The sequence below is a fragment of the Saccharothrix sp. 6-C genome, assembly GCF_016695385.1.
GTDB classification, from domain to species: Bacteria; Actinomycetota; Actinomycetes; order Mycobacteriales; family Pseudonocardiaceae; genus Actinosynnema; species Actinosynnema texasense.
The window spans coordinates 8,107,171-8,133,152 of sequence record NZ_CP064192.1; the positions used below are offsets into that span (position 1 = coordinate 8,107,171).

28 protein-coding genes and 1 pseudogene are annotated in these 25,982 nt (G+C 73.4%); 12 read left to right on the plus strand and 17 right to left on the minus strand.

The genetic code is table 11. The features are described 5' to 3' along the window. Nucleotides 1–126 precede the first annotated feature (126 nt). Nucleotides 127–969, minus strand: a complete 843-nt coding sequence (locus tag IOD16_RS35180) for an aminodeoxychorismate lyase (protein ID WP_201437846.1) — start codon at nucleotides 967–969, stop codon at nucleotides 127–129. A gap of 34 nt (nucleotides 970–1,003) precedes the next feature. Between IOD16_RS35180 and IOD16_RS35185 the strand changes: the two genes are divergently transcribed. The 5 genes from IOD16_RS35185 (at nucleotide 1,004) to IOD16_RS35205 (ending at nucleotide 5,384) form a co-directional block, all read left to right on the plus strand. After that, entirely contained in the window at nucleotides 1,004–1,447 is a 444-nt protein-coding gene (locus IOD16_RS35185; protein ID WP_246037801.1) for a Fur family transcriptional regulator, read from the plus strand. Continuing rightward, complete coding sequence (gene ygfZ, locus IOD16_RS35190; protein WP_201437847.1) at nucleotides 1,444–2,535, plus strand: CAF17-like 4Fe-4S cluster assembly/insertion protein YgfZ; 1,092 nt, start codon at nucleotides 1,444–1,446, stop codon at nucleotides 2,533–2,535. The genes IOD16_RS35185 and ygfZ overlap by 4 nt, the downstream gene beginning before the upstream one ends. Nucleotides 2,536–2,638: 103 nt before the next feature. Beyond that, entirely contained in the window at nucleotides 2,639–3,487 is an 849-nt protein-coding gene (locus tag IOD16_RS35195) for a 3-keto-5-aminohexanoate cleavage protein (protein ID WP_201437848.1), read from the plus strand. 60 nt (nucleotides 3,488–3,547) lie between these two features. Further along, entirely contained in the window at nucleotides 3,548–4,129 is a 582-nt protein-coding gene (locus IOD16_RS35200; protein WP_053714273.1) for an RsiG family protein, read from the plus strand. A 58-nt stretch (nucleotides 4,130–4,187) separates the two neighbouring features. Further along, nucleotides 4,188–5,384 carry an MFS transporter gene (locus tag IOD16_RS35205; protein ID WP_236594563.1) on the plus strand — a complete coding sequence of 399 codons (1,197 nt, stop codon included), beginning with the start codon at nucleotides 4,188–4,190 and terminating at the stop codon, nucleotides 5,382–5,384. Here the strand turns inward: IOD16_RS35205 and IOD16_RS35210 are convergent. Further along, nucleotides 5,337–6,218, minus strand: a complete 882-nt coding sequence (locus tag IOD16_RS35210) for a hypothetical protein (protein WP_201437849.1) — start codon at nucleotides 6,216–6,218, stop codon at nucleotides 5,337–5,339. The two genes, IOD16_RS35205 and IOD16_RS35210, sit on opposite strands and share 48 nt — an antisense overlap. A 162-nt stretch (nucleotides 6,219–6,380) precedes the next feature. On the opposite strand from IOD16_RS35210, the gene IOD16_RS35215 reads away from it, so the two are divergent. Further along, complete coding sequence (locus tag IOD16_RS35215) at nucleotides 6,381–6,566, plus strand: DUF3073 domain-containing protein (RefSeq protein ID WP_123745067.1); 186 nt, start codon at nucleotides 6,381–6,383, stop codon at nucleotides 6,564–6,566. Nucleotides 6,567–6,641: 75 nt separating this feature from the next. Here the strand turns inward: IOD16_RS35215 and IOD16_RS35220 are convergent, their stop codons facing one another. Then, nucleotides 6,642–7,703 carry an NADH:flavin oxidoreductase/NADH oxidase gene (locus IOD16_RS35220; RefSeq protein WP_123745066.1) on the minus strand — a complete coding sequence of 354 codons (1,062 nt, stop codon included), beginning with the start codon at nucleotides 7,701–7,703 and terminating at the stop codon, nucleotides 6,642–6,644. Between the two features lie 286 nt (nucleotides 7,704–7,989). Between IOD16_RS35220 and IOD16_RS35225 the strand changes: the two genes are divergently transcribed. From IOD16_RS35225 to IOD16_RS35240, 4 genes are all read left to right on the plus strand, one after another. Continuing rightward, entirely contained in the window at nucleotides 7,990–8,736 is a 747-nt protein-coding gene (locus IOD16_RS35225; protein ID WP_236594564.1) for a Crp/Fnr family transcriptional regulator, read from the plus strand. Nucleotides 8,737–8,841: 105 nt separating this feature from the next. Next, a complete protein-coding gene (locus tag IOD16_RS35230; RefSeq protein ID WP_201437850.1) occupies nucleotides 8,842–9,681 on the plus strand; it encodes a hypothetical protein in 840 nt (279 codons plus the stop codon). 1 nt (nucleotide 9,682) lies between these two features. Next, nucleotides 9,683–10,042, plus strand: coding sequence for a hypothetical protein (locus IOD16_RS35235; protein WP_123745063.1), 360 nt, complete (start codon nucleotides 9,683–9,685; stop codon nucleotides 10,040–10,042). Next, on the plus strand, nucleotides 10,039–12,042 hold the full coding sequence (locus IOD16_RS35240) for a tetratricopeptide repeat protein (RefSeq protein ID WP_201437851.1): 2,004 nt from the start codon (nucleotides 10,039–10,041) through the stop codon (nucleotides 12,040–12,042). The genes IOD16_RS35235 and IOD16_RS35240 overlap by 4 nt, the downstream gene beginning before the upstream one ends. On the opposite strand, the gene iolD is transcribed toward IOD16_RS35240, so the two are convergent. The 9 genes from iolD to IOD16_RS35285 form a co-directional block, all read right to left on the minus strand. Next, nucleotides 12,033–13,880 carry a 3D-(3,5/4)-trihydroxycyclohexane-1,2-dione acylhydrolase (decyclizing) gene (gene iolD / locus IOD16_RS35245; protein WP_201437852.1) on the minus strand — a complete coding sequence of 616 codons (1,848 nt, stop codon included), beginning with the start codon at nucleotides 13,878–13,880 and terminating at the stop codon, nucleotides 12,033–12,035. The genes IOD16_RS35240 and iolD overlap by 10 nt on opposite strands. Next, nucleotides 13,877–14,833 carry a 5-deoxy-glucuronate isomerase gene (gene iolB / locus IOD16_RS35250; RefSeq protein ID WP_201437853.1) on the minus strand — a complete coding sequence of 319 codons (957 nt, stop codon included), beginning with the start codon at nucleotides 14,831–14,833 and terminating at the stop codon, nucleotides 13,877–13,879. The genes iolD and iolB overlap by 4 nt, the downstream gene beginning before the upstream one ends. Next, nucleotides 14,830–15,807 (minus strand): Cgl0159 family (beta/alpha)8-fold protein, encoded by a 978-nt coding sequence (locus IOD16_RS35255; protein WP_236594565.1) that lies wholly within the window; start codon nucleotides 15,805–15,807, stop codon nucleotides 14,830–14,832. Before IOD16_RS35255 ends, iolB begins: the two co-directional genes overlap by 4 nt. A gap of 283 nt (nucleotides 15,808–16,090) precedes the next feature. Next, nucleotides 16,091–17,020: a 5-dehydro-2-deoxygluconokinase gene (iolC, locus tag IOD16_RS35260; RefSeq protein ID WP_201437854.1), complete on the minus strand. Its 930-nt coding sequence runs from the start codon at nucleotides 17,018–17,020 to the stop codon at nucleotides 16,091–16,093. After that, a complete protein-coding gene (locus IOD16_RS35265) occupies nucleotides 17,017–17,790 on the minus strand; it encodes an ATP-binding cassette domain-containing protein (RefSeq protein WP_201437855.1) in 774 nt (257 codons plus the stop codon). The genes iolC and IOD16_RS35265 overlap by 4 nt, the downstream gene beginning before the upstream one ends. Continuing rightward, nucleotides 17,787–18,833 (minus strand): ABC transporter permease, encoded by a 1,047-nt coding sequence (locus IOD16_RS35270; protein WP_236594566.1) that lies wholly within the window; start codon nucleotides 18,831–18,833, stop codon nucleotides 17,787–17,789. The genes IOD16_RS35265 and IOD16_RS35270 overlap by 4 nt, the downstream gene beginning before the upstream one ends. A gap of 11 nt (nucleotides 18,834–18,844) precedes the next feature. Next, nucleotides 18,845–19,837 (minus strand): sugar ABC transporter substrate-binding protein, encoded by a 993-nt coding sequence (locus IOD16_RS35275; RefSeq protein WP_236594567.1) that lies wholly within the window; start codon nucleotides 19,835–19,837, stop codon nucleotides 18,845–18,847. 19 nt (nucleotides 19,838–19,856) lie between these two features. After that, nucleotides 19,857–20,717, minus strand: coding sequence for a TIM barrel protein (locus tag IOD16_RS35280; protein ID WP_442978077.1), 861 nt, complete (start codon nucleotides 20,715–20,717; stop codon nucleotides 19,857–19,859). Next, the gene (locus IOD16_RS35285; RefSeq protein WP_123745057.1) at nucleotides 20,714–21,715 is read right to left on the minus strand and encodes a Gfo/Idh/MocA family protein; all 1,002 of its coding nucleotides are present in this window, start codon (nucleotides 21,713–21,715) and stop codon (nucleotides 20,714–20,716) included. Before IOD16_RS35285 ends, IOD16_RS35280 begins: the two co-directional genes overlap by 4 nt. 150 nt (nucleotides 21,716–21,865) lie before the next feature. On the opposite strand from IOD16_RS35285, the gene IOD16_RS35290 reads away from it, so the two are divergent. After that, nucleotides 21,866–22,855, plus strand: a complete 990-nt coding sequence (locus tag IOD16_RS35290) for a LacI family DNA-binding transcriptional regulator (RefSeq protein WP_201437856.1) — start codon at nucleotides 21,866–21,868, stop codon at nucleotides 22,853–22,855. Here the strand turns inward: IOD16_RS35290 and IOD16_RS35295 are convergent. Both IOD16_RS35295 and IOD16_RS35300 read right to left on the minus strand, forming a co-directional pair. Next, complete coding sequence (locus IOD16_RS35295; RefSeq protein WP_201437857.1) at nucleotides 22,848–23,156, minus strand: DMT family transporter; 309 nt, start codon at nucleotides 23,154–23,156, stop codon at nucleotides 22,848–22,850. The genes IOD16_RS35290 and IOD16_RS35295 overlap by 8 nt on opposite strands. Before the next feature lie 2 nt (nucleotides 23,157–23,158). Beyond that, nucleotides 23,159–23,899 (minus strand): SDR family NAD(P)-dependent oxidoreductase, encoded by a 741-nt coding sequence (locus IOD16_RS35300; protein WP_201437858.1) that lies wholly within the window; start codon nucleotides 23,897–23,899, stop codon nucleotides 23,159–23,161. Nucleotides 23,900–23,982: 83 nt separating this feature from the next. On the opposite strand from IOD16_RS35300, the gene IOD16_RS35305 reads away from it, so the two are divergent. Next, nucleotides 23,983–24,537, plus strand: a complete 555-nt coding sequence (locus tag IOD16_RS35305; RefSeq protein ID WP_201437859.1) for a TetR/AcrR family transcriptional regulator — start codon at nucleotides 23,983–23,985, stop codon at nucleotides 24,535–24,537. Between the two features lie 35 nt (nucleotides 24,538–24,572). Here the strand turns inward: IOD16_RS35305 and IOD16_RS41610 are convergent. From IOD16_RS41610 to arfB, 3 genes and pseudogenes are all read right to left on the minus strand, one after another. Next, a pseudogene (locus tag IOD16_RS41610) lies at nucleotides 24,573–24,799 on the minus strand (tripartite tricarboxylate transporter permease); the annotation flags it as partial. A gap of 44 nt (nucleotides 24,800–24,843) precedes the next feature. Beyond that, entirely contained in the window at nucleotides 24,844–25,503 is a 660-nt protein-coding gene (locus IOD16_RS35320; RefSeq protein ID WP_201441702.1) for a class I SAM-dependent methyltransferase, read from the minus strand. Nucleotides 25,504–25,553: 50 nt separating this feature from the next. Then, nucleotides 25,554–25,982, minus strand: coding sequence for an alternative ribosome rescue aminoacyl-tRNA hydrolase ArfB (arfB, locus tag IOD16_RS35325; protein ID WP_201437860.1), 429 nt, complete (start codon nucleotides 25,980–25,982; stop codon nucleotides 25,554–25,556).

Genomic DNA, 25,982 nt, shown 5'->3' on the forward strand with positions numbered 1-25,982 from the left:
ACAGTCGCGAACGACCGACTCTCAGGCGACCTCGCCGCCGCCCGCGGAGCAGCGGCCATCAGCACAGTCGCGAACGACCGACTCTCAGGCGACCTCGCAGCCGCCCGCGGAGCAGCGGCCATCCACTCAGTACTCCGACTCGTACAGGTCGGCCAGCCGGACGTGCAGGTCGGCGGCGTCCGGCAGCGCCTTGCCGTCCAGCGTGTGCACGCGGGTGATCTTGCGGACGCTCGACACCAGGAACACGCCGTCGGCCGCGTACAGCTCCGCCACGTCGACCGGCCGCACCTCGACGGCCCAGCCCTCGCGCTCGGCGGCCCGGAACAGCGCGGCCTGCGTGGTGCCGGGCAGGATGCCCAGCTCGGCGGGCGGCGTGGTCAGGGTCCGGTCGCGGGCCATGACCAGCGTGGACGTCGGCCCTTCCAGCACCGAGCCGGACGACGTGGTGAACACGACCTCGGCCGCGCCACGCCGTTCCGCCTCGCGGATCGCCGCCATGTTCACCGCGTACGACAGCGACTTGGCGCCCAGCAGCAGCCACGGGGCGCGGTCCATCAGGCCCGGCTCGATGCCCCGGTCGAGGGTGACCGCGGCGATGCCCTCGGCCCGCTGCGCCATCACCTTCGGCGAGATGTCCATGCCGAGCGCGAAGCCGGTCGGCGTGCCGTCGCCGCCCTCGACACCCCGCGTGTAGACGAGCTTGAGCGCGACCTCCGCGCCGCCCGTCCAGTTGGTCAGCACGAGGTCGACGGCGCGTTCGAACGCCGCGCGGTCCGGCTCGGGCAGGTCCAGCATCGCCGCCGAGCGGGCCAGCCGGTCCAGGTGCGGAGCCAGTTCCCGCGGTGTGCCGCCGACGACGAGGATGGTCTCGAAGACACCGTCGCCGCGCATCAGCCCGAAGTCGTCGACCCGGATCAGCGGGGCGTCGGGGTCGGCCAGCGTTCCGTCCAGTAGTGCGAGCACGCGCATACGGTGAGACTACTCACGGCCTACCATCGGGTTCGTGGACACCGCCGGCGCTCCGAAAGCCCTGCGCAAGACGCTGCACGAACGCGGCATGCGGATGACACCCCAGCGCCAGCTCGTGCTCGACGCCGTGCGCGAGCTGGGGCACGCCACACCCGAGCAGATCTGCCAGCGCGTCCAGGTCACCGCGCCCACGGTCAACATCACCACGGTCTACCGCACGCTCGACCTGCTCGACCGGCTCGGCCTGGTCCGGCACACCCACCTCGGGCACGGCGCGCCCAGCTACTCGGTCGACGCGCACGAGCACGTGCACCTGGTGTGCCACCGGTGCGGCCGGGTGGACGAGGTGCCGTGCGACCTGCTCTCCCCCCTCGGGGGAACACTGCGGGACGGGTACGGGTTCGAACTTGATGCGAGCCACCTCGCGCTGTCCGGCACCTGCCACGAGTGCCTGAGCGCACCGAAGGAGTCCGAGTGAACTCACCGCTGTTGACCGCCCCCGGCGCCGTCGCGCCCTTCGAGGGCGCGCCCGACCAGGGCGTGCCGTGGCACTTCGGCGACCCGTTCGCCGAACAGCGCTCGGCGGCGCGGTCGGTCGCGGTGTTCGACCGGTCGAACCGGGCCGTGCTCGCGGTGCCCGGCGACGACCGGCTGACCTGGCTGCACTCGCTGACCAGCCAGCACTTCGCCGCGCTCGGCGAGGACGAGGGCACCGAGGCGCTGATCCTGGACGTGCAGGGCCGGGTCGAGCACCACGCCGCGGTGGCGAACGTCGGCGGCGTCGTCTACCTCGACACGGAGGCGTCGCGGGCGGCCGAGCTGCTGGCGTACCTGACCAAGATGGTCTTCTGGTCGAAGGTGGAGCCGCGCGACGCGACGGCCGAGCTGGCGGTGCTGACCGTCGTCGGCCCGGAGGTCGCCGGCTTGTTCGGCGAGCTGGACCTGCCGCTGCCCGCCGGCCCGCACGGCGTCACCGCCCTGCCGAACGGCTTCGCCCGCCGCACCACGTGGCCGGGCCGGGACGCGGTCGACCTGGTCGTCCCGCGCGGCGAGATCGCCGACTGGTGGGCCAGGCTCACCGCGGCGGGCGCGCGCCCGGCGGGCAGCTGGGCGTTCGAGGCGCTGCGGGTCGAGTCGCTGCACGCCCGGCTCGGCGTGGACACCGACGAGAAGACCATCCCGCACGAGGTGAACTGGATCGGCGAGGCCGTGCACCTCGACAAGGGCTGCTACCGGGGCCAGGAGACGGTCTCGAAGGTGCACAACGTCGGCCGGCCGCCGCGCCGGATGCTGCTGCTGCACCTGGACGGGTCCCGCGAGGTGCAGCCGGAGACCGGTGACCCGGTGCTGGTCGAGGACCGCGTGGTCGGCCGCGTCGGCAGCGTGGCCCTGCACCACGAGCTGGGCACGATCGTGCTGGCGCTGGTCAAGCGGTCGGTCTCGCCCGAGACCGAGCTGCTGGTCGGCGCGGAGGACCGGCGCGTGCAGGCGAGCGTCGACCCCGACTCGGTGCCGCCGGACACCCCCGGCCTCGGCCGCGAGGCGGCCCGCAACCTGGGTCGCTGATCATCCGGACCGGAAAACCGGCGACCTCGCCTGCCTGCGGTTCCCGGTCCGGAGGGCACCGCTGACGCGCTAGCCCGAACGGGTTCTGTGCCAGGATCACGACATGTCCCGACCCGGATCCCACGGCACGCTGCTCACGGTCGCGCCCACCGGCGCCGAGCACGCGAAGGCCGACGTGCCCCAGCTGCCGGTCACGCTGGAGGAACTGGTCGCCGCCGCACGGGCGTGCGAGCAGGTCGGCGCCGCGATGGTGCACGTGCACCTGCGCGGCGCGGACACGAGGCCGACGCTGGACCTCGGGCTGCTCAAGGACGCGGTCGCCGCGCTGCGCGAGCAGACGGGCCTGATCGTGCAGCTGTCCACGGGCGGCGCGGTGACGGACCCGGAGGCCGACCGGCTCAGGGTGCTCGACGCCCTGCCCGACTCGGCGTCCTGCACCATGGGCACGGTGAACTTCGGCGACGACGTGTTCCTGAACCGCTGGGAGTTCGTGGTCGCGTTGCACAAGGGGATGCAGGAGCGGGGCATCGTCCCCGAGTACGAGATCTTCGACATCGGCCAGCTGGCGTCGCTGCGGCGGCTGCTGGACCAGCACGGGCTGCCCGCGGGCGGCAAGGTGCACGTCGACCTGGTGATGGGCGTGCCGGGCGGCATGCCGGGCGACGCGGAGACGCTGGTGGCGGCCTTGCGGCTGCTGCCGGAGGGCGCGTCGTTCTCGGCGACGGGCATCGGGCGGACCACCCTGCCGGTGATGCTGACGGCGTTGGCCGCCGGCGGTCACCTGCGGGTGGGCATGGAGGACACCGTTTCGTACGCCAAGGGCCAACCGGTCCGGGACAACGCGCAGCTGGTCGCCCGCGCGGCGGGGCTGGCGAAGATCGCCCAACGACCGCCGCTGTCGTCCGCGGACGCCCGTGCGCTGCTGGGCGTGCGCAGTCCGGTACAGGTTTGAGACAACTTTGGAAGCAGGTTTGTGTTGGCGGGTGGACACGAACTACCTCAGGATGAGTACGTGATCGAGGTGCGTCCTGGCGGGCGCCGCCGTATCGACCGGGTGCTCGCCCCCGACTACACCGAGGGGGTCGAGCGGCTCCCGCTCGCCGAGGTGCGCGCGCTGCGCGACGAGGCGGCGCAGGAGGAGACGGACCTGTCGTACCTGCGGCGGCTGCTGCACGCGCGGATCGACATCGTGCGGGCCGAGCAGGAGCGCCGGACGTCCGGCGGTTCGGCGGTGGTGGACCAGCTGGCGACCATCCTCGCGTCGAACGCGGTCGGGCCCGCCACGGGCCTCGGGCGCTACCAGACGCAGGAGCCGTCGCGGGCGGAGGCGCACCGGCGGCACGTCGAGGCCCTGGTCTCCGACGTCGACCTGTCGGACGTGAGCGCGCTCACGGACGACAAGCTGATCCTGGCGCTGCGGGTGTTCATCGGCGAAGAGGCCTCGGTCTCCTCCCGGCGGCGCGAGGTGCAGGCCGTGGTCGACTTCCTCAACGCCGAGATCGCCGGGCGGTACCAGAGCGGCAGCGCCTCGGTGGACGAGCTGCTGGCCGCCGAGCGGGGGTGGCCCGCCAACCCGGGCCGCACCAAGGAGTAGCCCACAGTCTGGGAAAGTACTCCCGCCATCTGGACGGGCCGCTTACCGTGGCCGGTTGATGGCACAACAACGGTCCGCCTCGCCCGGTTACCGGTGGGTGGTGCTCGCGGTCGGCGCGGTCGCCCAGGGCACGAACGCCGCCGTGTTCCTGGGCCTGCCGGCGATCACCCCGCAGCTGCGCGCCCACTTCGGGCTGTCGTTGCCGCAGGTCGGGATGCTGCTCGGCGCGGTCAACCTGGGCACCATGCTCACCCTCGTGCCGTGGGGCGCGGCGGCCGACCGGCGCGGTGAGCGGCTCGTCATGGCCATCGGCGGCTTCGGCGCGGCCGGGTGCCTGGCGCTCGCCGCGGTCGACGGGCCGGTGGTGGCCGGGTTGGCGCTGGTCGGGGTGGGCCTGTTCGGCGCGAGCGTGAACGCGGCCAGCGGCCGGGCGGTGCTCACCTGGTTCCCCGCGCGGCGGCGCGGGCTCGCCATGGGCATCCGGCAGACCGCCACCCCGCTGGGCGCGGCCCTGGCCGCCGCCGTGCTGCCGGTGGTGGCGCTGCGGGCCGGCGTGCCGGTGGCGTTCCTGGTGCTGGCGGGCTTCACCGCGTTCGTCGCGGTCGCGGTGGCGCTGTGGGTCCGGGAGCCGCCGTGGGCGGTGCGGGCGGGCGGTGGGCGGCACGGGGTCGTGCTCAAGGACCCGGCCCTGATCCGGCTCAGCGCGGCGAGCGGCCTGCTCGTCGTGCCCCAGTTCACCGCCGCCGCCCTCATGGTCGAGCTGCTGCACGACCACCGGGGCGTGGCCGTGGGTCTGGCCGCGGGGCTGTTCGCCGCCGCCCAGGTCAGCGGCGGGATCGGCCGGCTGGTCGTCGGCGTGTGGTCGGACCGCGCCGCCACCCGGGTCCAGCCGCTCAAGGCGCTGAGCGTGCTGATCGCGGTCGGGTTCGCGCTCTGCGCGGCCCTGGACCGGGCGCCCGTCTGGGCGCTGGTCTGCGCCCTCGTGCCCACCGCCGCCCTGGCCCTGTGCTGGAACGGCGTCGCGATCACCGCGGCGGGCGAGCTGGCGCCTCCCGGCCGGACCGGGATCGCGCTCGGCATGCAGAACACCGCCAACTACCTGAGCGCCACCGTCACACCCCCGCTGGCCGGGTTGGTCGCGGTCGGCATCGGCTGGCCCGCCGCCCTGCTCATGGCCGCGGCGGCGGCCGTGGGGGCCCGCGTGCTGCTAGCCGTGCCGTTCGCGGCGCGCGAGCTCGCCCCAGAACTCCCGTAGCCGCTCGTAGCGGAGGGCGACCTCCTCGGCGTCACCGGTCTCCAGGGCGTCCACGATCGCGTTCACGTCGGTCGCGGAGCTGTCCTCGAGCAGGTCCTGGTCGTCGATGAGCTGCACCAGCCCGCCGTAGTCCAGCTCGACGGCCGAGTCCGGCGCGAAGTGGTCGAGCCAGCGGCCGGTGTCCTGGAGCACCTTGGCCGGGCCCGCCTCGCCCAGCGAGCCGGTCACCACCCGGTGCGCCCTGGCCACCCGCGCGCGGGCGTCCGCCATGGACACCCGCCACGAGACCTGGCGCTCCGGGTCGGACCTCGGGGCCAGCACGATCCGCCGCGCCTCCGGCTCGACCAGCGCGAACCAGGGCAGCGGCACCGTCCAGGTGGTCGAGATGACGTGCACGGCGCCGGCGGTCAGCTCGGCCATCACCGCCGACGCCCGGGACCGGACGTCCTCCGGCTCGACCGCCACGGCTTCCTCCAGCAACGGGCCGGTGGCCGTGGCCAGGAAGCCGACCAGGGCGGCGGCCGACCTGGCGCGCAGGTCGAGGGGGCAGACCAGGGGACCGGGGCCGACCTCCCCCGGCACCTCGGCGGGGCTGATGGTCATCACGTCGAACGGCGCGTCGGGCGCGACGCGGCCGTCCGACCGCTCACCGGGCAGGAGGCGGCGCGGCCGGGCCAGCTGTGATCGCAACCACAGCTCCCGTTCGCGCGCGCCGACGTCCGCCCGGCTCAAGACCCCGTCTTCCAGGGCTTTTCGCACCTGATCCGCCAACGGTGCGTCAAGAGCCGACAGCGGTTCGTACACCCTGAGGTAGGCGACGAACGGTTGAGGCACCCGCGCATCCTCCCACGGTGAGATTTGGCGGCACGTGTCACGCCTACCGCGTCGCGGGGAACCCCTTCGACACGGTACGGTAGTTACCAGGAACTAGTTGTCGAGACGAGTGGGGCCGCCGTTCCCCCGGCCGCCCCCGTCCCTGTGCGAGGGGGTCGAGCCATGGGGCGCGGCCGAGCTAAGGCCAAGCAGACCAAGGTGGCGCGGGAGCTCAAATACAGCTCTCACAACATCGACGTCGACGCCTTGCAACGCGAGCTGTCCGGCGGCGAGTCCGCAGGTGTTCGCCGAAGCGAAGAACGCTTCGACGACCCGTCGGACGACGAATACGACGACTACCGTCGCTGACACACACAACACCCGCTGCTGAGGTTGGGCTGCCGGTTATCCAGACCGGCAGCCCGACCTTTGCAGCGGGTCCAACTACGCCCTGGCGTACTGCCTCGGCGGGCTGACCTGCACCCCCAGCTGCTGCGCCGCGTGGCGCGGCCAGTACGGGTCGCGCAGGAACTCCCGGCCGAGCAGCACCAGGTCGGCCGAGCCATCGGCGAGGACCTGCTCGGCCTGCCGGGCGTCGGTGATCATGCCGACGGCCCCGGTGGGCACGTCGGCCTTCCGCCGCACGGTCTCGGCGAACGGCACCTGGTAGCCGGGGCCGGTCGGGATGTCCGCCGTGGGCGTGTTGCCCCCGGTGGACACGTCGATCACGTCGGCGCCCAGGGCCGCGAGGTCGCGTGCCAGCACGACGCTGTCCTCCGCGGTCCAGCCGCCCTCGACCCAGTCGGTGGCGGAGATGCGCACGAACACCGGCACGTCCTCGCCGACGGCTTCCCGGACGGCGGCCGTGACCTCGCGCACCAGCCGGGTCCGGTTCTCCGGGGAACCGCCGTAGGCGTCCGTGCGGTGGTTGCTGAGCGGCGACAGGAACTCGTGCAGGAGGTAGCCGTGCGCGGCGTGCACCTCGACCACCCGGAAGCCGGCCGCCAGCGCGCGCTTCGCCGCGGCGGCGAAGTCCGCGACCACCCCCGCGATGCCCTGGTCGTCCAGTTCGACCGGGGTCCGGTAGGTCTCGTGGAACGGCGCCGGGCTCGGCGCGACGGGCGTCCAGCCGCCGTCGGCGTCGGCGACGCCACCCCGTCGCGGAGCGAACGGCGCGTAGGTCGACGCCTTGCGGCCCGCGTGGGCGAGCTGCACGCCGGCGACCGCGCCGTTCGCGTGGATGAAGTCCACGATCGGCCGCCACGACGTGATGTGCGCGTCGTCCCACAGCCCGGTGTCCTCGGGCGAGATGCGGCCGACGGCCTGCACGGCGGTCGCCTCGGTGAGCACCAGGCCCGCGCCGCCGACCGCGCGCGAGCCGAGGTGCACGAGGTGCCACTCGTCCGGGTGACCGTCCCGCGCCGAGTACTGGCACATGGGACTGACCGCGATGCGGTTGGGCAGCGTGACGCTGCGGAGGGTCAGCGGGCTGAACAGCTGGCTCACGGGTGGCTCCTGGAGACGTTCCGGTATGACAACGGCCCTGCGGCGCGTCACCAGGTCCAAGTCCACCGGATCGGCCCCTTGTTCCCCGGTGTGGCACCCGTCCCACCTCACGGGAGCTGCGCAATTCCATTCGAATCGGTATTGCGCGTGCATTCGCACGTGATCTTCAATGGGAGGTCGGCGGGCAAAACGCCGAACATGAGGACACCAGTTACGCCCATTCGGGTGTACTGTCCGCATCACGTTCGGGGAGACCATCACTTGCCGCCCGACGCAGGTCGGCCCATTGGAAGTTCCCGCCGGTCACGACAGTAACAGGATCCACATGCTGCCCATGCCGACCACGATGACACAGGATCCAGGGTGGCCCAGCAACAGCCTCCTGGGTCGCCTCCGAGACAACACCCGACAAGAGCTGTTGAACATCGGCACGGTCGTGCGGTACACGGCCGACCGCGAAGTCATCGAGCAGGACGCGAAGGACACTCACGTCCTTCTGCTGCTCGACGGCGTGGTCAAGGTGCAGACCACCGACGAGACGGGCGACACCGCGCTGCTCGCGATCCGGGTCGCGGGCGACCTGGTCGGCGAGATGGCCGCACTGGACCAGAAGCCGCGCTCGGCCACCGTCGTCACGTGCGGCGACGTGGTCGCGAAGCTGATCACCAGCGGTGAGCTGATGGGCTTCCTGCACCGGCGCAACGACGTGTTCGTCGAATTGATCGGGATGATCAACGACCGGCTCCGCTGGGCGAACCAGCGCCGGCGCGATTTCCTGTCCCACCCGGCCGCCGAACGGGTGGCCCGGGTGCTGGCCGAATTGGTGCAGACCTACGGGCGCGAAGAGGCGCACGGGTGGACGTTGGGAATTCCGCTGACGAAGGTGGAACTCGCCTCGATCGCCGGGATGAAGCCCAGAACGGCCGAGAAGGCGTTCTCCGATCTGCGAAAAGCGGGGGTGGTGGTGAGTCACCTGAGGCGTGACGTGCTGGTGCCGGATCTGGCGGGGCTGAGGAAATTCGCGGGCTTCTGACGCGAGACCGCATTTCTGCGGTAATCCCGCCGATGCAGTAGTCCACAGTGACTCTGCGCAGTCGTGCGTCCGCAGTGCGTCAGCACCCGTCGAAAGGCAGGGCCCATGAGCTTCCAGCGCAGTCTGCTGGTGTGTTGTGACCTGAGGAGCTACGGGTCGGCCGACGACCTGCTCCAGCGCGAGCTCCAGGAGCTGCTGGTGCGCAGCCTGGACCGCGCCGGGGAGGCCGCCGGCCTCGACCGCTCGACGTGGCGGCGGCAGGCCAAGGGCGACGAGGAGTGGGCCGTGCTGCCCGCCACGGCGTCGGAGGGCGACGTCGTGGACCGGTACGTGCGCGCGCTGGACGCCGAGCTGGCCTCGACCAACCGCTACCGGGTGCCGGAGGCCAGGCTGCGGATGCGGATGGCGATCCACTTCGGCACCACCGTCGAGGGCGCCAACGGCTACCCCGGGCAGGACGCCGTGCTGGTCAGCAGGCTGCTCAACAGCGACCCGGCGCACGCGGCGCTGGAGCAGTCGCCGGGCTCCGACCTCGTCGTGGTGCTCTCGGACACCCTGTTCACGTCGCTGGTCGCGGCCCGGTACACCTCGCTGCGGCCCGAGGACTTCCGGCGCGTGGACGTGCGCGTGAAGACCTTCCGCGGGCACGGGTGGATGTGGCTGCCCAGCGGTGACGTGCACTCGCTGGTCCTGGACGGCGAACCGGACGCCGCGCCGGGTGTCGAGCCGGGTGCCGCGGCCGGCCCGGTCTCGCCCGTCGTCGACTCGCCGTCGTCGGTGAACCAGCACGCGGTGGCCTCCGGCGGGGCGACGGTGGTCCAGGCGGCCCGCGACGCGCACGTGACGAACCAGAAGGCCGACGTGATCCAGCACTTCGACCGCAACGACCAGCGGGGCTCGCACTTCGGCCCGACCTACCGCAGGGACACCGACGAGAGGGCGTGAGGTGCGCGAGCAACCGCTGAGACTCCTCGCCGGCGCGGCCGCGGGCGCGCTGGCGACGGTGGCGGACACCGAGCAGTGGCCCGACCTGCGGACACGGGTGGCCACCGCCCTCGCGCCCGACCTGGTCGAGCTGGTCAGCGCCCGGATGGACGAGGCGCGCAGCCGGCTCGTCGCCGTGCCGAGGGCGCGGCTGGAGCTGGCGCGGGCCGAGTTCACCACCGAGTGGCGCGGTTCGATCCACACCATGCTCTGGGAACGCCCGGAGGCCGCCGGGCCGCTGCGCGCGGTGCTGCACGACGTGAGCCCCGCCCTGCCGCGGGTGGTCGGGGACTTCGCGGCGGGCGCCACCGCGCCGCGGTGAGCGGGGACTCCAGCGGCGCCGCCGGCGGCGCCCCGGTGACCAATGACGTCAGCGGCGCCGTGTCCGGGACCGTGGTCCAGGCGGCGCACATCTCACACCTCCACGTGCACCCCGGAACGCGCATCGCGTTGGCCGGTCTGCCGCCGTCGGAGGCGGCGTTCACCGGACGCGCGGAAGACCTGGCGAGGCTGGCGGCAGCGTTGACGACGCCCCGGGCGCCGGTCACGGCCGTCGCCGGGTTGGCGGGCGTCGGCAAGACGACCCTCGCGGTGCGGGCGGCGAGCCGGTTCGCGGGCGGCGTGCTGTTCATCGACCTGCAGGGGTACTCGGACAGCCCGGTCCAGCCCGCCGAGGCGCTGTCGGTGTTCCTGCACGCGCTGGGGGTGCCGGGCGAGCACGTGCCCGCGGCCCCGGCTGCCCGCGCCAACCTCTACCGGTCCGTGTTGGCCGACCGCGCCGAACCGGTGCTGGTGGTCGCGGACAACGCCTCGTCCGCCGACCAGGTCCGCCCCCTGCTGCCCGGCGGCGGGGCGCACCGGGTGCTGGTGACCAGCCGTGAGGTGCTCGGGGAGCTGGGCGCCCACCAGATCCGGGTGGACGTCCTGCCGCCGGCCGAGGCGGAGGAGCTGATCCGGGCCGCCGTCCGCACCCGCGTCCCCGACCGCGTCCTGGACGGCCCGGTCGCCGAACTCGCCGCGCTGTGCGGGCACCTGCCGTTGGCGCTGGGCATCGCGGCGGCGCTGCTCGCCGAGGACGCCGACCTGTCCGTGCACGACCTCGTCGGCATGGTGACCAGCACGACCGACCGCCTGGACGGCCTGGCGTACGGGGAGGACTTCGCCGTGCGCGCCGCGTTCGAGCTGTCCTACCAGCGGTTGGGCGAGGCCGAGCGCCGGGCGTTCCGGCTGCTGTCGCTCAACCCCGGCGCGCAGACGAGCGCGGAGGCGGTGGCCGCGCTCGTCGACGAGCCGGTCGCCAAGGCGAAACGCCTGCTGGCGGCCCTCAAGCGGGCGCACATGGTGGAACCGGCCGGTCCGGGTCGAGTCCGGCTCCACGACCTGCTCCGGATCTACGCCGCGGAGTGCCGCGTCCGCGACGAGCCCGACCGCGAGACCCCGTTCGAACGCCTGCTGGACCACTACGTGTCCACCGCGCGCCAGGCCGTGCCGCAGTGGGTCGAGGTCGAGCGTCCGAACCTGGTCGCCGTCATCGAGGTGGCCGACGACGACCGGGCCGTCGACCTCGCGGTGGCGATCGGCGAGGCGTCCGCGCCGACGACGCGGTGGGACGACTGGGAGTCGACCTACCGGCACGCCCTGGCCGCCGCGCGACGCCGGGGCCGGGTCCGCGACGAGGGCCTGCTGCTCGACAAACTGGCGATGCTCGTGCTGGAACAGCGCCGGTTCGACGAGGCACGCGCGCTGTGCGACCTCGCCCTGACCGTCCACCGCGCGATCGACGACCGGCACGGCGAAGCGGTCACCCTGAACACGATGGCGGACCTGACCCTCGACCAGGGCGACTTCGGCGGCGCCGGCCGGCTCTACCTGGACGCCTTGCGGATCTTCGAGGAGCTCGGCGACCGGCGGTGGCAGGCCGTGGTGCTCAACCACCTGGGCGCCCTCAACTGCCGGGAGAGCGCCTTCCGCAACGCGGGGATCGCGTTGCGGGCCTCCCTCGGGATCTACCGGGAGGTGGGCGACGTCCACGACGAGGCCAAGGTGCTCACGAACCTGGGCAACCTGGCGCTGCGGACCGGGGACCTGGCCGGGGCACGTCGACTGTCGGTCCGGGCGTTGGCCGCCTTCCGCGCGGCGGGTGACCGGCTCGGCACGGCGAAAGCACTGGTGAACCTCGGGATCGTGCACGAACGCGTGCACATGGTGGAGAAGGCACGCGAGTACTGGACCGAGGCGCGGGACGCGTTCCGCGGGTTCGGCGACCGGGAGTCCGCCGGCCACGTCGAACGGTGGCTCGCGGAACTCGACGGTCAGAGATAGCGGATCTGCTTCGCCTTCCCGCCGGCCACGTCGTCGTGGGCCGCGGTGATTTCCGGGCGGTGCGCCACTTCCGGCACGCCGACCTCCCACCACGCGCCCGCTTCGGTCCACGCGGACGGGTGAGTGCGGATCACGACCACGGCCGGGCGGTGTCCGGTCCTCGCGACTTCCCGCGCTTCGCGGTAGGCGGCGCGGAGGCCGTCGAGGTCGTCCACCGGGAACGTCGCGCACCCCATCGAAGCGGCATGCGCGGCGAAATCGGTGCGCGGGGGTCGCGCGTGCCGTGTCGTCACGTCGTCGTAGAGGTTGTTGAAACCCGTGCCGCCCTGCCCGGTCTGAAGGCGGTGGATCACGGCGTAACCGTCGTTGTCGCACACCACGGCCACGAAACCGTGCCCGGCGAACGCCGCCGAGAACAGCTCCGAGTTGAGCATCAGGTAGGAGCCGTCGCCCAGCAGCGCGGTCACCACGCCGTCCGGCCGGGCGATCGCCGCACCCCACGCGCCGGCCAGCTCGTAGCCCATGCAGGAGAAGCCGTACTCGACGTCCATCGTCGCCTCGCCGACCGCGCGCCAGCCGCCGATCAGCTCGCCGGGCAGCCCGCCGGACGCCGTCAGCACGTAGTCCTCCGGCGTCGACTCCTCGTTCACCACGCCGACGACCTGCGCGTACGTCGGCGTGCCACCGGGGGCGCGCAGACCGTCGACGTGCGCGTCCCACCTGCCCCGCTCCTCGGCCGCGCGGGCGGCCCACGTCGGGTCGGCCCGCCAGTCGCCCAGGTCGTCGGTCAGCTCGCGCAGGCCCTCGTCGGCGTCGGCGACCAGGGACAGCGCGCCGTGCTTCACCGCGTCGAACCGGGCCGTGTTGAGGGAGACGATCCGGACGCCCGGCGCGAAGACCGTCCACGACGCGGTGGTGAAGTCCTGCAGGCGGGTGCCGACGGCGAGGACCACGTCGGCCTCGGCGGCCAGGGCGTTGGCGGAGGCGGAGCCGGTGATGCCGAGCGGTCCGGCGTGCAGGGGGTGCTCGTGCGGGACCTCGGTGCGGCCGGCCGTCGTCTCGACGACGGGGATCGCGTGCTGCTCGGCGAAGCGGATCGCCCGGCCGGCGGCGCGGGAGTAGCGGACGCCCCCGCCGACGACGAGCAGCGGCCTGCGCGCGGCGCGGAGGGTGGCGGCGGCTTCGGCGAGGGCCCGGGTGTCGGGGCGCGGGCGCTGCGGGCGGTGCAGGACCGGCGTGAACAGGGCGTCCGGGAAGTCGAACGACTCGGCCTGCACGTCCTGCGGGAGGGCGAGCACGACCGGGCCGCAGTCGGCCGGGTCGGTGAGCACGCGCGCCACCTGCGGGAGGGTGTTGAGCAGCTGCTCGGGCCGGGTGACGCGGTCGAAGTAGCGGCTCACCGCGCGGAACGCGTCGTTGACCGTGGTGGTCGGGTCGCCGAAGTGCTCCACCTGCTGGAGCACCGGGTCGGGCGCGCGGCTGGTGAACGTGTCGCCGGGCAGCAGGAGCAGGGGCAGGCGGTTGGCGTGGGCGACGCCGGCGGCGGTGACCATGTTCAGCGCGCCCGGACCGATGGAGGACGTGGCGACGCCGACCTGGCGGCGGTGGGTGGCCTTGGCGATGCCGACGGCGGCCAGTGCCATGCCCTGCTCGTTGTGGCCGCGCCAGACGGGCAGGTCGGCTCGGGCTTCTTCGAGGGCGTTGCCGAGGGCGAGGACGTTGCCGTGGCCGAAGATCGCGAAGACGCCGGGGAACAGCGGCGCCCGGCGGCCGTCGGGCAGTTCGGTGTGCTGGGCGGTGAGCCAGCGGACCAGGGCCTGTGCGGTGGTGAGCCTCATTCCACCCGTCCTTCGGCGGTCGTGCCCTCGGTGGTGGTGTCCCGGGCGGTCGTGCCCCGGGCGGTCGTGCCCTCGGCGGTCGTGCCCTCGGCGGTCGTCACGGGGCAGCGGGGGTCGGGGTCCTGGCTCGCCCAGGTGTCCCGGACCCAGGTGTGCGCGGGGTCGTCGCAGAACGCCATGGAGCGCTCGGCGTTCGGGCCTGCCAGGACGTTCAGGTAGTACATGGGGTAGCCGGGGGCGGCGACGCAGGGGCCGTGGTAGCCGCGCGGGACGAGGAAGACGTCGCCGTCGCGGACGACCACGTCCTCGTCGATGTCGCCGTCGTCGGTGTAGGTGCGGTGGAAGCCGAACCCCTCGCGCGATGGGGTGACCTTGTCGCGGCCGGCGATGCGGAAGTAGTAGATCTCCTCGTTGACGACGTCGCAGGTGTGGTCGTGCTTGTGCGGCGGGTAGGAGGACCAGTTGCCGTCAGGGGTGATCAACTCGCAGGCGATGAGCTTGTCGGCGTGGTCCCAGGCCCCGGGCACGCCGAAGTCGGTGACCTGGCGGGTGGCGTTGCCCGCGCCCCTGACCTCGACGGGCACGTCCTCGGCCGGGCCGTACCTCGGGTCCAGCCTGCGGTCGCACCGGGCCATCGGCAAGGCGACCTCGACACCGTCCTTCGTGGACAGTCGGACGGCGGCGTCCCGCGGCAGGTAGGCGAAGTCCGTGACGCGGGTGAAGACCGAGTCCCGGCCCCGCAGCTCGAACCGCTCGCCGTCGACCTCGACCACGCAGCCACCGGAGAGCGGGAGCACGAACGCCTCGTAGTCACCGGTCTCGAACGTGGTCACTCCACCGGCGGGCAGCAACAACACGCGCAACCCTGCGTGATTCCACCCGGCGGCGTCGGGGGTGAGCTCGACCGCGTTCTCCCCGCGCGCCAACGTGCCCAATGGCCGATGCAGGCTCATCCCGCCACACCCTTCCCCGCGCCATCCGCCGTTCCGGCCTCTCCGGGCCCTGGTCCCGCCGCCGCGTCCGCTCCCGTTCGTGCCGCTTCCCGTGCCGTGCGCAACACCCTCGCCGCCGCCTCGACCGCCGCCGCCACGTCACCGTCCGGCGGGTAGAGCAAGGCGCGGCCGACCACCAGCCCTCGCACGGTCGGGTGACGCAGCGACCGACCCCATGACGCCAAGTCATCACTCAACCGGGTGGACGGCACCCCACCGAGCACGAGCGCGGGCAACGTCGTCGCCCCCAACACCTCATCGGGTGACGGTGGCAGCTTCAACCAGGTGAACGCCGACGTCACCCCCAACCCGGCCGCGACACTCCCGGCCCGTGCCAACGCGGCGGCGTCCCTCTGCAACACCAACTCCCCCGCCGCGTCGCGCGCGTACGGCAGCGGCTCGACCAGCGCCATCAACCCGCGCTCCGCCAACGCCGACACGGCCGCCGCGCAGCTCTCCAGCGTCGCCACGGTGCCGGGATCGGAGTCCACCAGCCGCAGCAACATCTTCCCGCCGTCCAACCCGTTGCCCGCGATCGCCGTGGGGTCGTAGGCGGTGAACCGGTCGTCGATCTCCCAATCCGCGCCGGCCAGCCCGCCGCGGTTCATGGAGCCGATGACGACCTTGCCGTGCAGGCCGTCCAGCAGCAGCAGCTCTTCGATCACGTCCGGTGTGCCGAGCACCCCGTCGACCGCCGGGTTCGCCAGTGCGGTGAGCAGGCGGTCCAGCAGGGAGCGGCGGTCGGCCATGGCCAACGGGTCCCCGCCGACGCCGAGCGCGCCCCGGGCCGGGTGATCGGCCGCCACCAGGAACAGGGTGCCCTGGTCGGACAGCAACTGCGTCCGCCGACGGCGGGCCTGGTAGGCGCGGCGGATGGCGGCCGGGTCGGTCGCCCTGGTGTCGAGCAGCGCTGTCCACTGCTCATCGGCGATCACCCGCCACCTCCCGCCGGGGTCGGTGGGCGCACCGGGGTCCGTGGGCGCGCCGCGGCCGGCAGTGCCGGCGGGGTCGGTGCGGTCGGTGGTGGTGTGGTCGGTGGTGGGGTGGTGGGTGAGGGGTGGGAGGGGTGGTTGTCGGGCGCTCGGTCTTCGTTTAACCGAGGGGCGGTAACGGTGTTTCCGTACATTTTGGGGCCAGGTTCACCCGATCGTGTCGCTGGGCCGGCGGTGGGCGATTGATCTTGGCACGGAGGGCCGGCCGGCGCCTGGCGAAGTGTTCTCACAGGTGGGCCTCGATCTCCGCCTCGGTCGGCATGGCGTCGGCGCACGCCAGGCGGCCCGCGACGAGAGCGCCGGCGACGTTGGCGTAGCGGGCGATCCGGTCCGGTGGCCAGTCCGACAGGAGGCCGTGGGCCAGGGCTCCGCCGAACGCGTCGCCCGCGCCCAAGCCGCAGACCACGTCCACCGGATGCGGTGCGACCGTCCAGGACTCGGTGGGGGTCGCGAGGAGGACGCCCGACCCGCCCAGCTTCACGACGGCCAGCTGGACGCCGCGCGACAGGAGGCGGGTGGCGGCTTCTTCGGGGTCCGCGGTGCCCACCGCGACCTCGACCTCGGTCCGGTTGCCGACGGCGACCGTCACGTGGTCCAGCATCCAGTCGATCTCACGGCGGGCGGTCGGGGCGTCGGGCCAGAACACGGGGCGGTAGTCGAGGTCCAGGACGGTGTGGGGGCGGCGGGAGCGGTGTCGCAGGATCTCGCGCTGGGTCTCACGGGCGGGCGAGGCGGAGACGCCCGTTCCCGTCAGCCAGAGCAGCGGGACGTCGGCCACCAGGTCCCACGGCACGTCGTCCGGGGTGAGGGAGAGGTCCGGGGCGAGAGGCGCGCGGTAGAACAGCAGTGGCGGGTCCTCCGGTGGGTCCAGGGCGCAGAAGACGACCGGGGTCTGCAGGTCGGGGGCGGTGCCGACGTGCGACGACGAGACGCCGAAGGACTCCAGCGCCGAACGCACGTAAGGGCCGAAGCCGTCCGGGCCCACCTTCGTCAGCACCGCCGACGACCGGCCCAGGCGCGCCGCCGCCACCGCGACGTTCGTGGCCGTCCCGCCGAGCGACTTGGCGAACGTCCGCACCTGCGCCAGCGGCACGCCGCTCTGCTCCGGGTAGAGGTCCACCCCGACCCGGCCCACCGTCAGCACCTCGACCGTCATCCGGTGACCCCGCGCAGCTCGTGGGCCAGCGCCTCCAGCTCCGCGCCGCCCGCCATCTGCCTGGTCAGCTCTTCCAGGCCGATCTGCGGCTTCTCGTACGTCCCCAGCGCTCGTCCCCGCTTGAGCAGCAGGAACCGGTCGCCGACGGGGTAGGCGTGGTGCGGGTTGTGGGTGATCAGCACGACCCCGAGCCCGCGGTCGCGTGCCTGGGCCACGTACTTCAGCACCACGCCGGCCTGCTTCACGCCGAGCGCGGCGGTCGGCTCGTCCAGGATCAGGACCTTTGCCCCGAAGTGCACGGCCCGCGCGATGGCGACGCACTGCCGCTCGCCGCCGGACAGCGTGCCGACCGGTTGCTCGACGTCCCGCAGGTCGATGCCCATGCCGGCCAACGCCGTCCGCGTCACGTCCCGGGCCCGCCGCCGGTCGAGGAGGCCGAGCCGGGTCCTCGGTTCCGAGCCGAGGAAGAAGTTGCGCCACACGCTCATCAGCGGCACCACGGCCAGGTCCTGGTAGACGGTGGCGATGCCGCGGTCGAGGGCTTCGCGCGGCGACGAGAAGCTCGCCGGGGAGCCGTCGACCAGGAGTTCGCCGGCGTCGTGGCGGTGCACGCCCGCCAGTACCTTGATCAACGTCGACTTGCCCGCGCCGTTGTCGCCCAGCACGCACGTGACCTCGCCGGCGTTGACGACGGTCGAGACGTCGCGCAGCGCGATGACGCTGCCGTAGGTCTTGCCGATGTCGCGGGCTTCCAGCAGTGGGGATGTCATCGCCGCACCCTCTCCGCCCGTCGCCGCAGGGCGTTGTTGACGAGCACGGCGGCCAGCAGCATCACGCCGAGGAAAAGCTGGAACCAGTCCGAGTTCCAGTTCGCGTAGACGATCCCCTGCCGGGCCATGCCGAAGATCAGCGCGCCGATCGCCGCGCCGACGGCCGAACCGAACCCGCCGGTCAGCAGGCACCCGCCGATCACCGCGGCGATGATGAACTGGAACTCCAGCCCGATGCCCTGGTTGGCCTGCACGCTGGTGAACCGCAGGATGTTGATCGACCCGACCAGCCACGCCGCGCCGGCCGTGGTCATGAACAGCAGCACCTTGGTGCGCACCACGGGCACGCCGACCGCCCGGGACGACAGCGGCGAGCCGCCGACGGCGAAGATCCAGTTGCCGAACCGGGTCCGCAGCAGCACGACCGCGGCGATCGTCGTGCACAGGACCCACCACACGATGGACACGTAGAAGCCGGTGCCGCCCAGCGTGACCGTGGACGCGAACAGGAACCCGGCCGACGGGTAGCCCTCCGCGGAGCGCATGCCGGAAACCTGCACCGACCCCGTGACCAGGCGGGTGACGCCGAGGTTCAGGCCCTGCAAGGCCAGGAACGTCCCCAGTGTCACGATGAAGCTGGGCAACCCGGTGCGCATCACCAGCCACCCGTTCAGCGCGCCGACGGCCAGCGCGAACGCCAGCGACGCGAGCAGGGCGAGCCACACGTTCCAGCCGAGCCGGGTCGCCAGGACCGCCGTGACCAACGCGGTGGACGCGGTCATCACGCCGGCCGACAGGTCGAACTCGCCGCCGATCATGAGCAGCGCCACCGCGACCGCCATGATGCCGAGCGTGGACGCGTCGTCCAGCCAGGTCGCCACGCCGCCGACGCTGAGGAACCGCTCGGTCGCGACCGAGAAGAACGCGAAGACCAGCACGGCGCCGAGCAGCGAGCCGATCTCGGGTCGCAGCACCAGCCGGTCGAGCAGCCGGGCGGAGCCGACCCGCTCGTCCGCGGGCGCGGCCAGGGGCGCTGAAGTCACCGGCGTCCCCCTCAGCGGGTGCCGCGCTGGGCGTACTCGGCCACCTTGTCCACGTTGGACCGGTCGACGAAGCCGGGTCCGGTGAGGACCGGTTTGCCGCCGCCGACGGTGTTGGCGTTGTCGCGGTAGAGCTTGAGCATCACGACGGGCAAATAGCCCTGCTCGTACTGCTGCTGGTCGACGGCGAAGAGGACGTCGCCGGCCTTGATCGCGGCGGTGACGTCGGCGTTGAGGTCGAACGTGGCCACCGCCGCCTTCGAGGAGGCGCCCTTGACCGCGTTCACCGACGACACCGCGACCTGCGGGTTGAGCGCGAGGACGCCGTCGACGGACGGGTCGGTCTGCAGCGCGCCCTTGATCCGGGACTCCACGTCGGTGGGGTTGTTGATGTCGACCTGGAGGTTGGTGACCGTGCCGCCGAACCCGGCGCGCGCGCCGTCGCAGCGCTCGTTGAGGCCGACGTTGCCCGCTTCGTGGATCACGCACAGCAGCTTGGTCTTGCCCGCCTCGTCGAGCTTGCGCCCGGCCTGCTCGCCGGCGACGCTCTCCTCCTGGCCGACGTGCGCGAGCGCGCCGAACGCCGCGCTCTTGTCGGAGCCGGAGTTGATGGTGATGACCGGGATGCCCGCCTTGACCGCGTTCTCGATCGAGGTCTTCACCGCGTCGGGGTTGGCCATCGAGACCACGATGCCGCCGACGCCCTGCGACACCGCGTTGTCGATCAGGGTGGACTGCCGGCCGGGGTCGCCGTCGGAGTTGTAGTCGACCGTGACGCCGAGCTGCTCGCCCGCGGCGGTGGCGCCGTTCTTCACCACGTTCCAGAACGCGTCGCCGGCCGTGCCGTGGGTGACGACGGCGACGCGCAGGTCGCCGGTCGGGGCCGGGGCGGCCGGGGCGCCGGTGGTCGTGGCGGTGTTCTCCGCGGCGGGGCCGCTGCACGCGGCCAGCAGCGCGAGGCCGGTCAGGGCCAGGCCCGCTCGCAGGGCCGTTCGAGTGGACGTCACTGTCTCTCCTCGCTGGGGTTCAGGCGGTGATCCGGGTGAGGTGCGCGAGGCTGCGCGCGGTGTCCCGCACGGGGGTGTCGAGCGGGCTGTCGTCGCCGAGCGCGGTGTCCTGCTCCAGGACGTACCAGCCGGTGTAGCCGGCGTCCCGGAGGAACGCGACCAGGGCCGCCACGTCCACGTCGCCGTCGCCCAGCGGCACGTACATGCGCTGCTGCACGGCGGCCATGTAGCCGATGCGCCCTTCGCGGACGGTGGCGGCGATGTCGGCCCGGACGTCCTTGAGGTGCACGTGCCCGATGCGCCGGGGGTGGCGGCGGGCGAGGTCGACCGGGTCCGTGCCGCCGATGAGGAGGTGGCCGGTGTCGAGGCAGAGGTCGAGGTCGGAGTCGGCGAGGAAGCGCTCGACCTCGGCGGCGCGTTCGACGTGGGTGCCGACGTGCGGGTGCAGCGCGGTGCGCAGGCCGTGGTCGGCGGCCCGGTCGCGGACGAGCGCGGCGGTGGCGATGAGGGTGCGCCACTCGTCGTCGGTGAGCGCGGGGCGTTCGTCGTAGCCGTCGAGGCCGGTCGCGGCGGCCAGCACGAGGACTTCCGCGCCGGCGGCGGCCAGCAGCGCCGCCACCCGGCCGGCTTCGTCCACCGCGGACCGCTCGCCGGTGTGGAGCGGGACGGCCAGGAAGCCGCCGACGAGCGCGAGGCCGTGCCCGTCCAACAGGGACTTCAACGACGACGGTTCGGCGGGCAGGTAGTCGGGCGGACCGAGTTCGGTGGCCCGCAGTCCCAGGGACGCCATCTCCGCCAGCACCGACGGCGGTTCGAGCACCTTCCCCCAACCGGGAACTTCGCAGACACCCCACGAGATGGGCGCTCCGGCGATCTTCACGCGGCGACCTCCGTCCCGATCCGGACCGGCGCGCCCGAACGCCGCGACCGCTCGCACGCCTCGGCGAGCCGGAGGCTGGTCAGACTCTCCCGCGCGGGCGACGGGTTCGCCACCGTCCCGGCCACCACCTGCGTGAACACGAGCACCTCGGCCAGGTAGGCGCGGTGGAAGCGCTCGGCGAAGCCGGGGTAGGAGTCGGCCGCCTTCGGGCCGTCGGGCTCCAACGACGTCAGCGGTGTGCGCGGGTCGAGGCCCGCGGCCAGGCAGTCGCGGCTGCCCAGCACCTCGATGCGGTGGTCGTAGCCGAGCGGGTCATGCCGACCGCCGGCCAGCACGGCGTGCGCGCCGCCCGCGAACTTCAGCAGCACCACGGCGTTGTCCACGTCGTCGGCGTCCGCGAACGCCTGGTCCACCAGGACGGACCCGGACGCGTACACCTCCACCACCGGTTCGCCGACCAGCCAGGGCACCGCGTCCAGGTCGTGGATCAGCAGGTCGCGGAAGAGCCCGCCGGACTGGGGCAGGTAGGAGAAGTCCGGTGGCCGGGCGTCGTTGCCGAGGGCGCGGACCAGGTAGACGTCGCCGACGTCGCCCGCGCGGACGCGCCGGTGCAGTTCGGACACCGCCGGGTCGAACCGGCGCTGGAAGCCGACCAGCACCTCCACCCCGGACGCCTCCACGTCGTCCACCAACGCGCGCATCTCGTCCAGGTGGCTCGCGATCGGCTTCTCGCACAGCGTCGGCACGCCCGCCGCGACGGCCGCGCGCAGCAGCTCCGGGTGCGTGGTGGTGGGTGTGGCGAGCAGGACGCCGTCACTGGCGGTGAGCAGGGCGTCGAGGTCGGGCACGCTCCTGGTGCCGGGCAGCAGGGCCGACGCCTGCGCCGCGCGGCCGGGCACGGGGTCGAACAGGACGACTTCGTCGACCTCGTCGAGGGTGGCCAGGTTGGTGGCGTGCATGGTGCCGATCCGACCCACTCCGGCTACTCCGATGCGCATGCCGCAGGTCTCCGTCCTGGTAGAGGCGCTCCGGCGTTAGAGCGCTCTATTTGTTGGAGCGCTCTAAGGCTGTAGCGTCCGTCACACGGGTGTCAAGGGCGCGTTGCCCGCCCGTGACGTCCGCCGTCGCCCAGGAGGAGGGGGACACCGTTGGCCAGACCCACGATGGACGACGTCGCGGCGCGTGCCGGGGTGTCCCGCGCCCTGGTGTCGCTGGTGATGCGGGGATCACCGAAAGTGAGCGACCAGCGGCGGGCGGCGGTGCTGAAGGCGGCCGAGGAGCTGGGGTACTCGCCGCACGCGATGGCGCGCTCGTTGGCCAGCCGGACGTCCCACGTGCTCGGGGTGATGGTGTCCGACCTGCACAACGCGTTCTTCGCGGAGGTGGTGGACGGGCTGGACGCGGTGGCGACCGGGCACGGCTTCGACCTGATCCTCAACACCGGGGGGCGCAGTCCGGCTCGGGAGCGGCGGGCGTTGCTGAGCCTGCTGTCGTTCCGGCCGGCGGGCCTGGCCCTGCTCTCGCCCGTGGTGCCGTCGGCGGACATCGGCCGGGCGGCGGAGCAGACGCCGGTGGTGCTGGTGGCGCGGTCGTCGCGACTGGCCACCGTGGACACGGTGAACGACGACGGCGAGCGCGGCATCGCGTTGGCCGTGGACCACCTGGTGTCTTTGGGGCACAAGCGGATCGCGCACCTCGACGGCGGCGAGGGCTCGCAGTCCGCGCCCCGCCGGCGCGGCTACCTGGCCGCGATGGCGGCGCACGGGCTCGCGCCCCGCGTGGTGGCCAGCGAGTACACCGACGCGGGCGGCGCGCGCGCCGTGCGGGGGTTGGCGGGCGACATGCCCACCGCGATCGTCTCGTGCAACGACTTCAACGCGGTCGGCGCGATCTCGGCGCTGGCGGAGGCCGGGTTCCGGGTGCCGCGGGACGTCTCGGTGGTGGGGTACGACAACACCTCGCTGGCCGCCCTGCGGCACGTCTCGCTGACCACGGTCGACCAGCCGCGCAACGAGTTCGGCCGGCTCGCCGCCGAAGCCCTGCTGCAACGGGTGCGCGGCGAACGGGCCGAGCCGGTGCGCCACCTGCTGCACCCGTCGCTGGTCGTCCGCTCGACGACCGCGCCGCCGGTCAGGTGAGCTTGAGCCCGACCACGCCCAGCACGATGAGCGCCAGGCACGCCAGCCGCCACGGCGACGCGCTCTCCCCGGCGCAGATGCCGACCAGCACCACGCCGACGGCGCCGAGCCCGACCCACACCGCGTAGGCCGTGCCGACGGGCAGGTCGCGCATGGCGACCGCGAGCATCGTGAAGCTCGTCACCGCCGCCGCGATCCCGATCCCGGTGGGCCACGGCCGGGTGAAGCCGGCCGACCGGCCCACCGCCGTGGCCCACACGACCTCGAGCGACGCCGCGCCGAGCAGCAGCAACCAGGCCACGGCTACGCCACCGCCCCCGCGTCGACCACGAACGCCGCGCCGGTGGTGTTGCGCCCGCCGTCGCCGACCAGGTGCGCGACCGTCGCGGCCACGTCCTCCGGGTCGCAGTAGCGGCCCAGCGCGGTGTGGCGGCGCTCCTCGTCGGCGTCCGGGCCGTCGGCCGGGTTCATCTCGGTGTCGGTCGAGCCGGGGTGCACGAGGTTGACCGTGATGCCGCGCGGGCCGAGGTCGCGGGCCAGGCCCCTGGTCAGCCCGGTCAGCGCCGCCTTGCTCATCGCGTAGAGCGCCCAGCCCGGGTACGGCACCCGTTCGACCAGGCTGCTGCCGATGCCGACGATCCGGCCGCCCGCCGTCATGTGCGGCACGGCCGCCTGGACCAGCACGAACGCCGCCCGCGCGTGGATCGCGAGGACCCGGTCGACCTCGTCCGCGGTGACGTCCTCGATCGGGCCGTGCACGGCGACGCCCGCGTTGTTCACCAGGACGTCCAGCCCGCCGAACGCGGCCACCGCGCGGTCGACGGCGGCACGCAGGGCGTCGACGTCGGTCGCTTCGGCCCGCACCGCGAGCGCCCGCACGCCCATCGCGGTCATCTCGTCGACCACTTCCCCCGCGCGGTCGGCCGAGCGCGCGTAGGTGATCGCCACGTTCGCGCCGTCGCGTGCCAGCCGCTTGGCGATCGCCGCACCGATGCCGCGACTGCCGCCCGTGACGAGCGCGGACCTGCCTTCGAGCTGTCCCATCACTGCCCCCAATTAACCGGAACTGGTTCCGCTTCAGCTTAAGCGGAACCAGTTCCGGTTGTCGAGGTCGTTAAGCTGCCGAGGTGACGCGCGAGCGGGCCGACGCCGCCAAGAACCGGGCGAAGATCCTGGCCGCCGCCGCCGACATCGTGGCCGAACGCGGCATCGAAGGCCTCGCGATGGCCGACGTCGCCGCCGCGTCCGGCGTGGGCGTCGGCACCCTCTACCGCCGCTTCGGCGACCGCTCCGGCCTGGCCCACGCGCTGATCGACGCCTCGGAGCGGGAGTTCCAGGCCGCGTTCCTCACCGGCCCGCCGCCCGTCGGCCCCGGCGCACCGCCCGCCGACCGCGTCCGGGCCTTCCTGCACGCCTTGGTCGACCGCACGCTCGCCCAGCTGGACCTGCTGCTGATGGCCGAGACCACCGGCCCGTTCGCCCGCTTCGGCGGCGCGTACGACGCCCACCACCGCCACCTGACCGTGCTGGTCGCCCAGGCCCGCCCGGACGTGGACGCCGCGTTCACCGCCGACGCCCTGCTCGCCCCGCTGGCCGCGAACCTCGTCGCGCACCGGGGCGCCGGGGCCGCCGGGATCAAGCTCGGCCTCGACACCCTGCTCGACGGCCTGCTGCCCCGCTAGGCCACGACCCCGGTCAGGCGTCCACCTCCTGCGGCGCTCGCGAAGGACAGGATGCCCGCGCACAGGTACGGCCGGGGGATCAGGCCCCGGACCAGCGCGGCTCCCGCTCGAACAGCAGCGGCCCCGGCTGGATGCCGTGCTGCTGGAACACCGCCGGCACCACCGCCGCCACCGCCGTGGTCGGCAGGCCCAGCGTCAGCATCGACATCGGCGTGCCCGCGACCGGCGGCGCCTGGAGCACTTCGTGAGCACCGGCAAGGCCGAGGTGCGGCTGAAGTACGGCGGTGCCGGGCAGCCCGAACGCCTCTACGCCTGGCCGGGCCGGTCGGGCTGACCGGCCCGGTCGGGCCCGCCGCTCTTGCGCACGATCAGGTAGCCCTGCCGCGTCTTCTCCCACTTCGGGTCGAGCGGCTCCCGCTCCAGCCGGGTGTGCGGCTCGAACCCGGCCTCGGCGAGCTGGCCCAGCACCCGGTCGGGGTCGAGCCGGAACACGTCCAGCAGGATGTCGTGCCCGTAGCCCTGCTCGTAGCGCCGGACCTCCTGGCCGATCTGGAACGCCAGCACCAGCAGGCCGCCGGGCGCGAGGACCCGGTGGAACTCGGCGAACACCGCCGGGTGCCGCTCCCACGGCACGTGGATCACCGAGTACCAGGCCAGCGCGCCGCCCAGCGAGCCGTCCGGCAGGTCGAGGTCGAGCATCGAGCCCACCTCGAACCGCACGTCCGGGTGGTCGCGGCGGGCGACGGCGACCATCCCGGGCGACAGGTCGACGCCGAACACGTCCACGCCCAGGCGCTTGAGGTGGCCGGAGATCCGGCCGGGACCGCAGCCGACGTCCGCGACCCGGCCCCGCACCAGCTCGGCGAACAGGCCGAGCACCGCCCGGTCCGCCGGGATCTCCGCGAGCAGGTCGCGCGCGAGGTCGGCGTAGTCGTGGGCGACGGTGTCGTAGGCGGTGCGCGCCATGGTGAGGAACTCCGGCTCGGTCACGGCCCGACGGTACCGACCCGGGCCGGCTAGTCCCAGCCGCCGCCGCGGCGGCCCTGCTTCGTCTGGGCGCGGCGCTTCTTGTCCGCGATGCGGCGTTCCTTCGAGCCCCTGGTCGGCTTCGTCGGCCGGCGCACCGGCGCGGGCGCGGCGGCGGCGTCGCGCAGGAGTCGGGCCAGCCGTTCCCGGGCCGCCTGCCGGTTCTGCAACTGCGCCCGGTGCTCGCTCGCGGTCACCGTGAGCACGCCGTCCACCAGGCGCTTCTCCAAGCGGCCGAGCATCCGGGCGCGCAGCCACTCCGGCACCGACGGCGAGGCAGCCAGGTCGAAGCTCAGCTCGACCCGGCTGTCCGCCGTGTTCACGCCCTGGCCACCGGGACCGGAGGACCGGGAGAACCGCTCGCCCAACTCGGCCGCCGGGATCACCAGCGTCCGCGTCACGGTCAGGTCCTCGGCCAC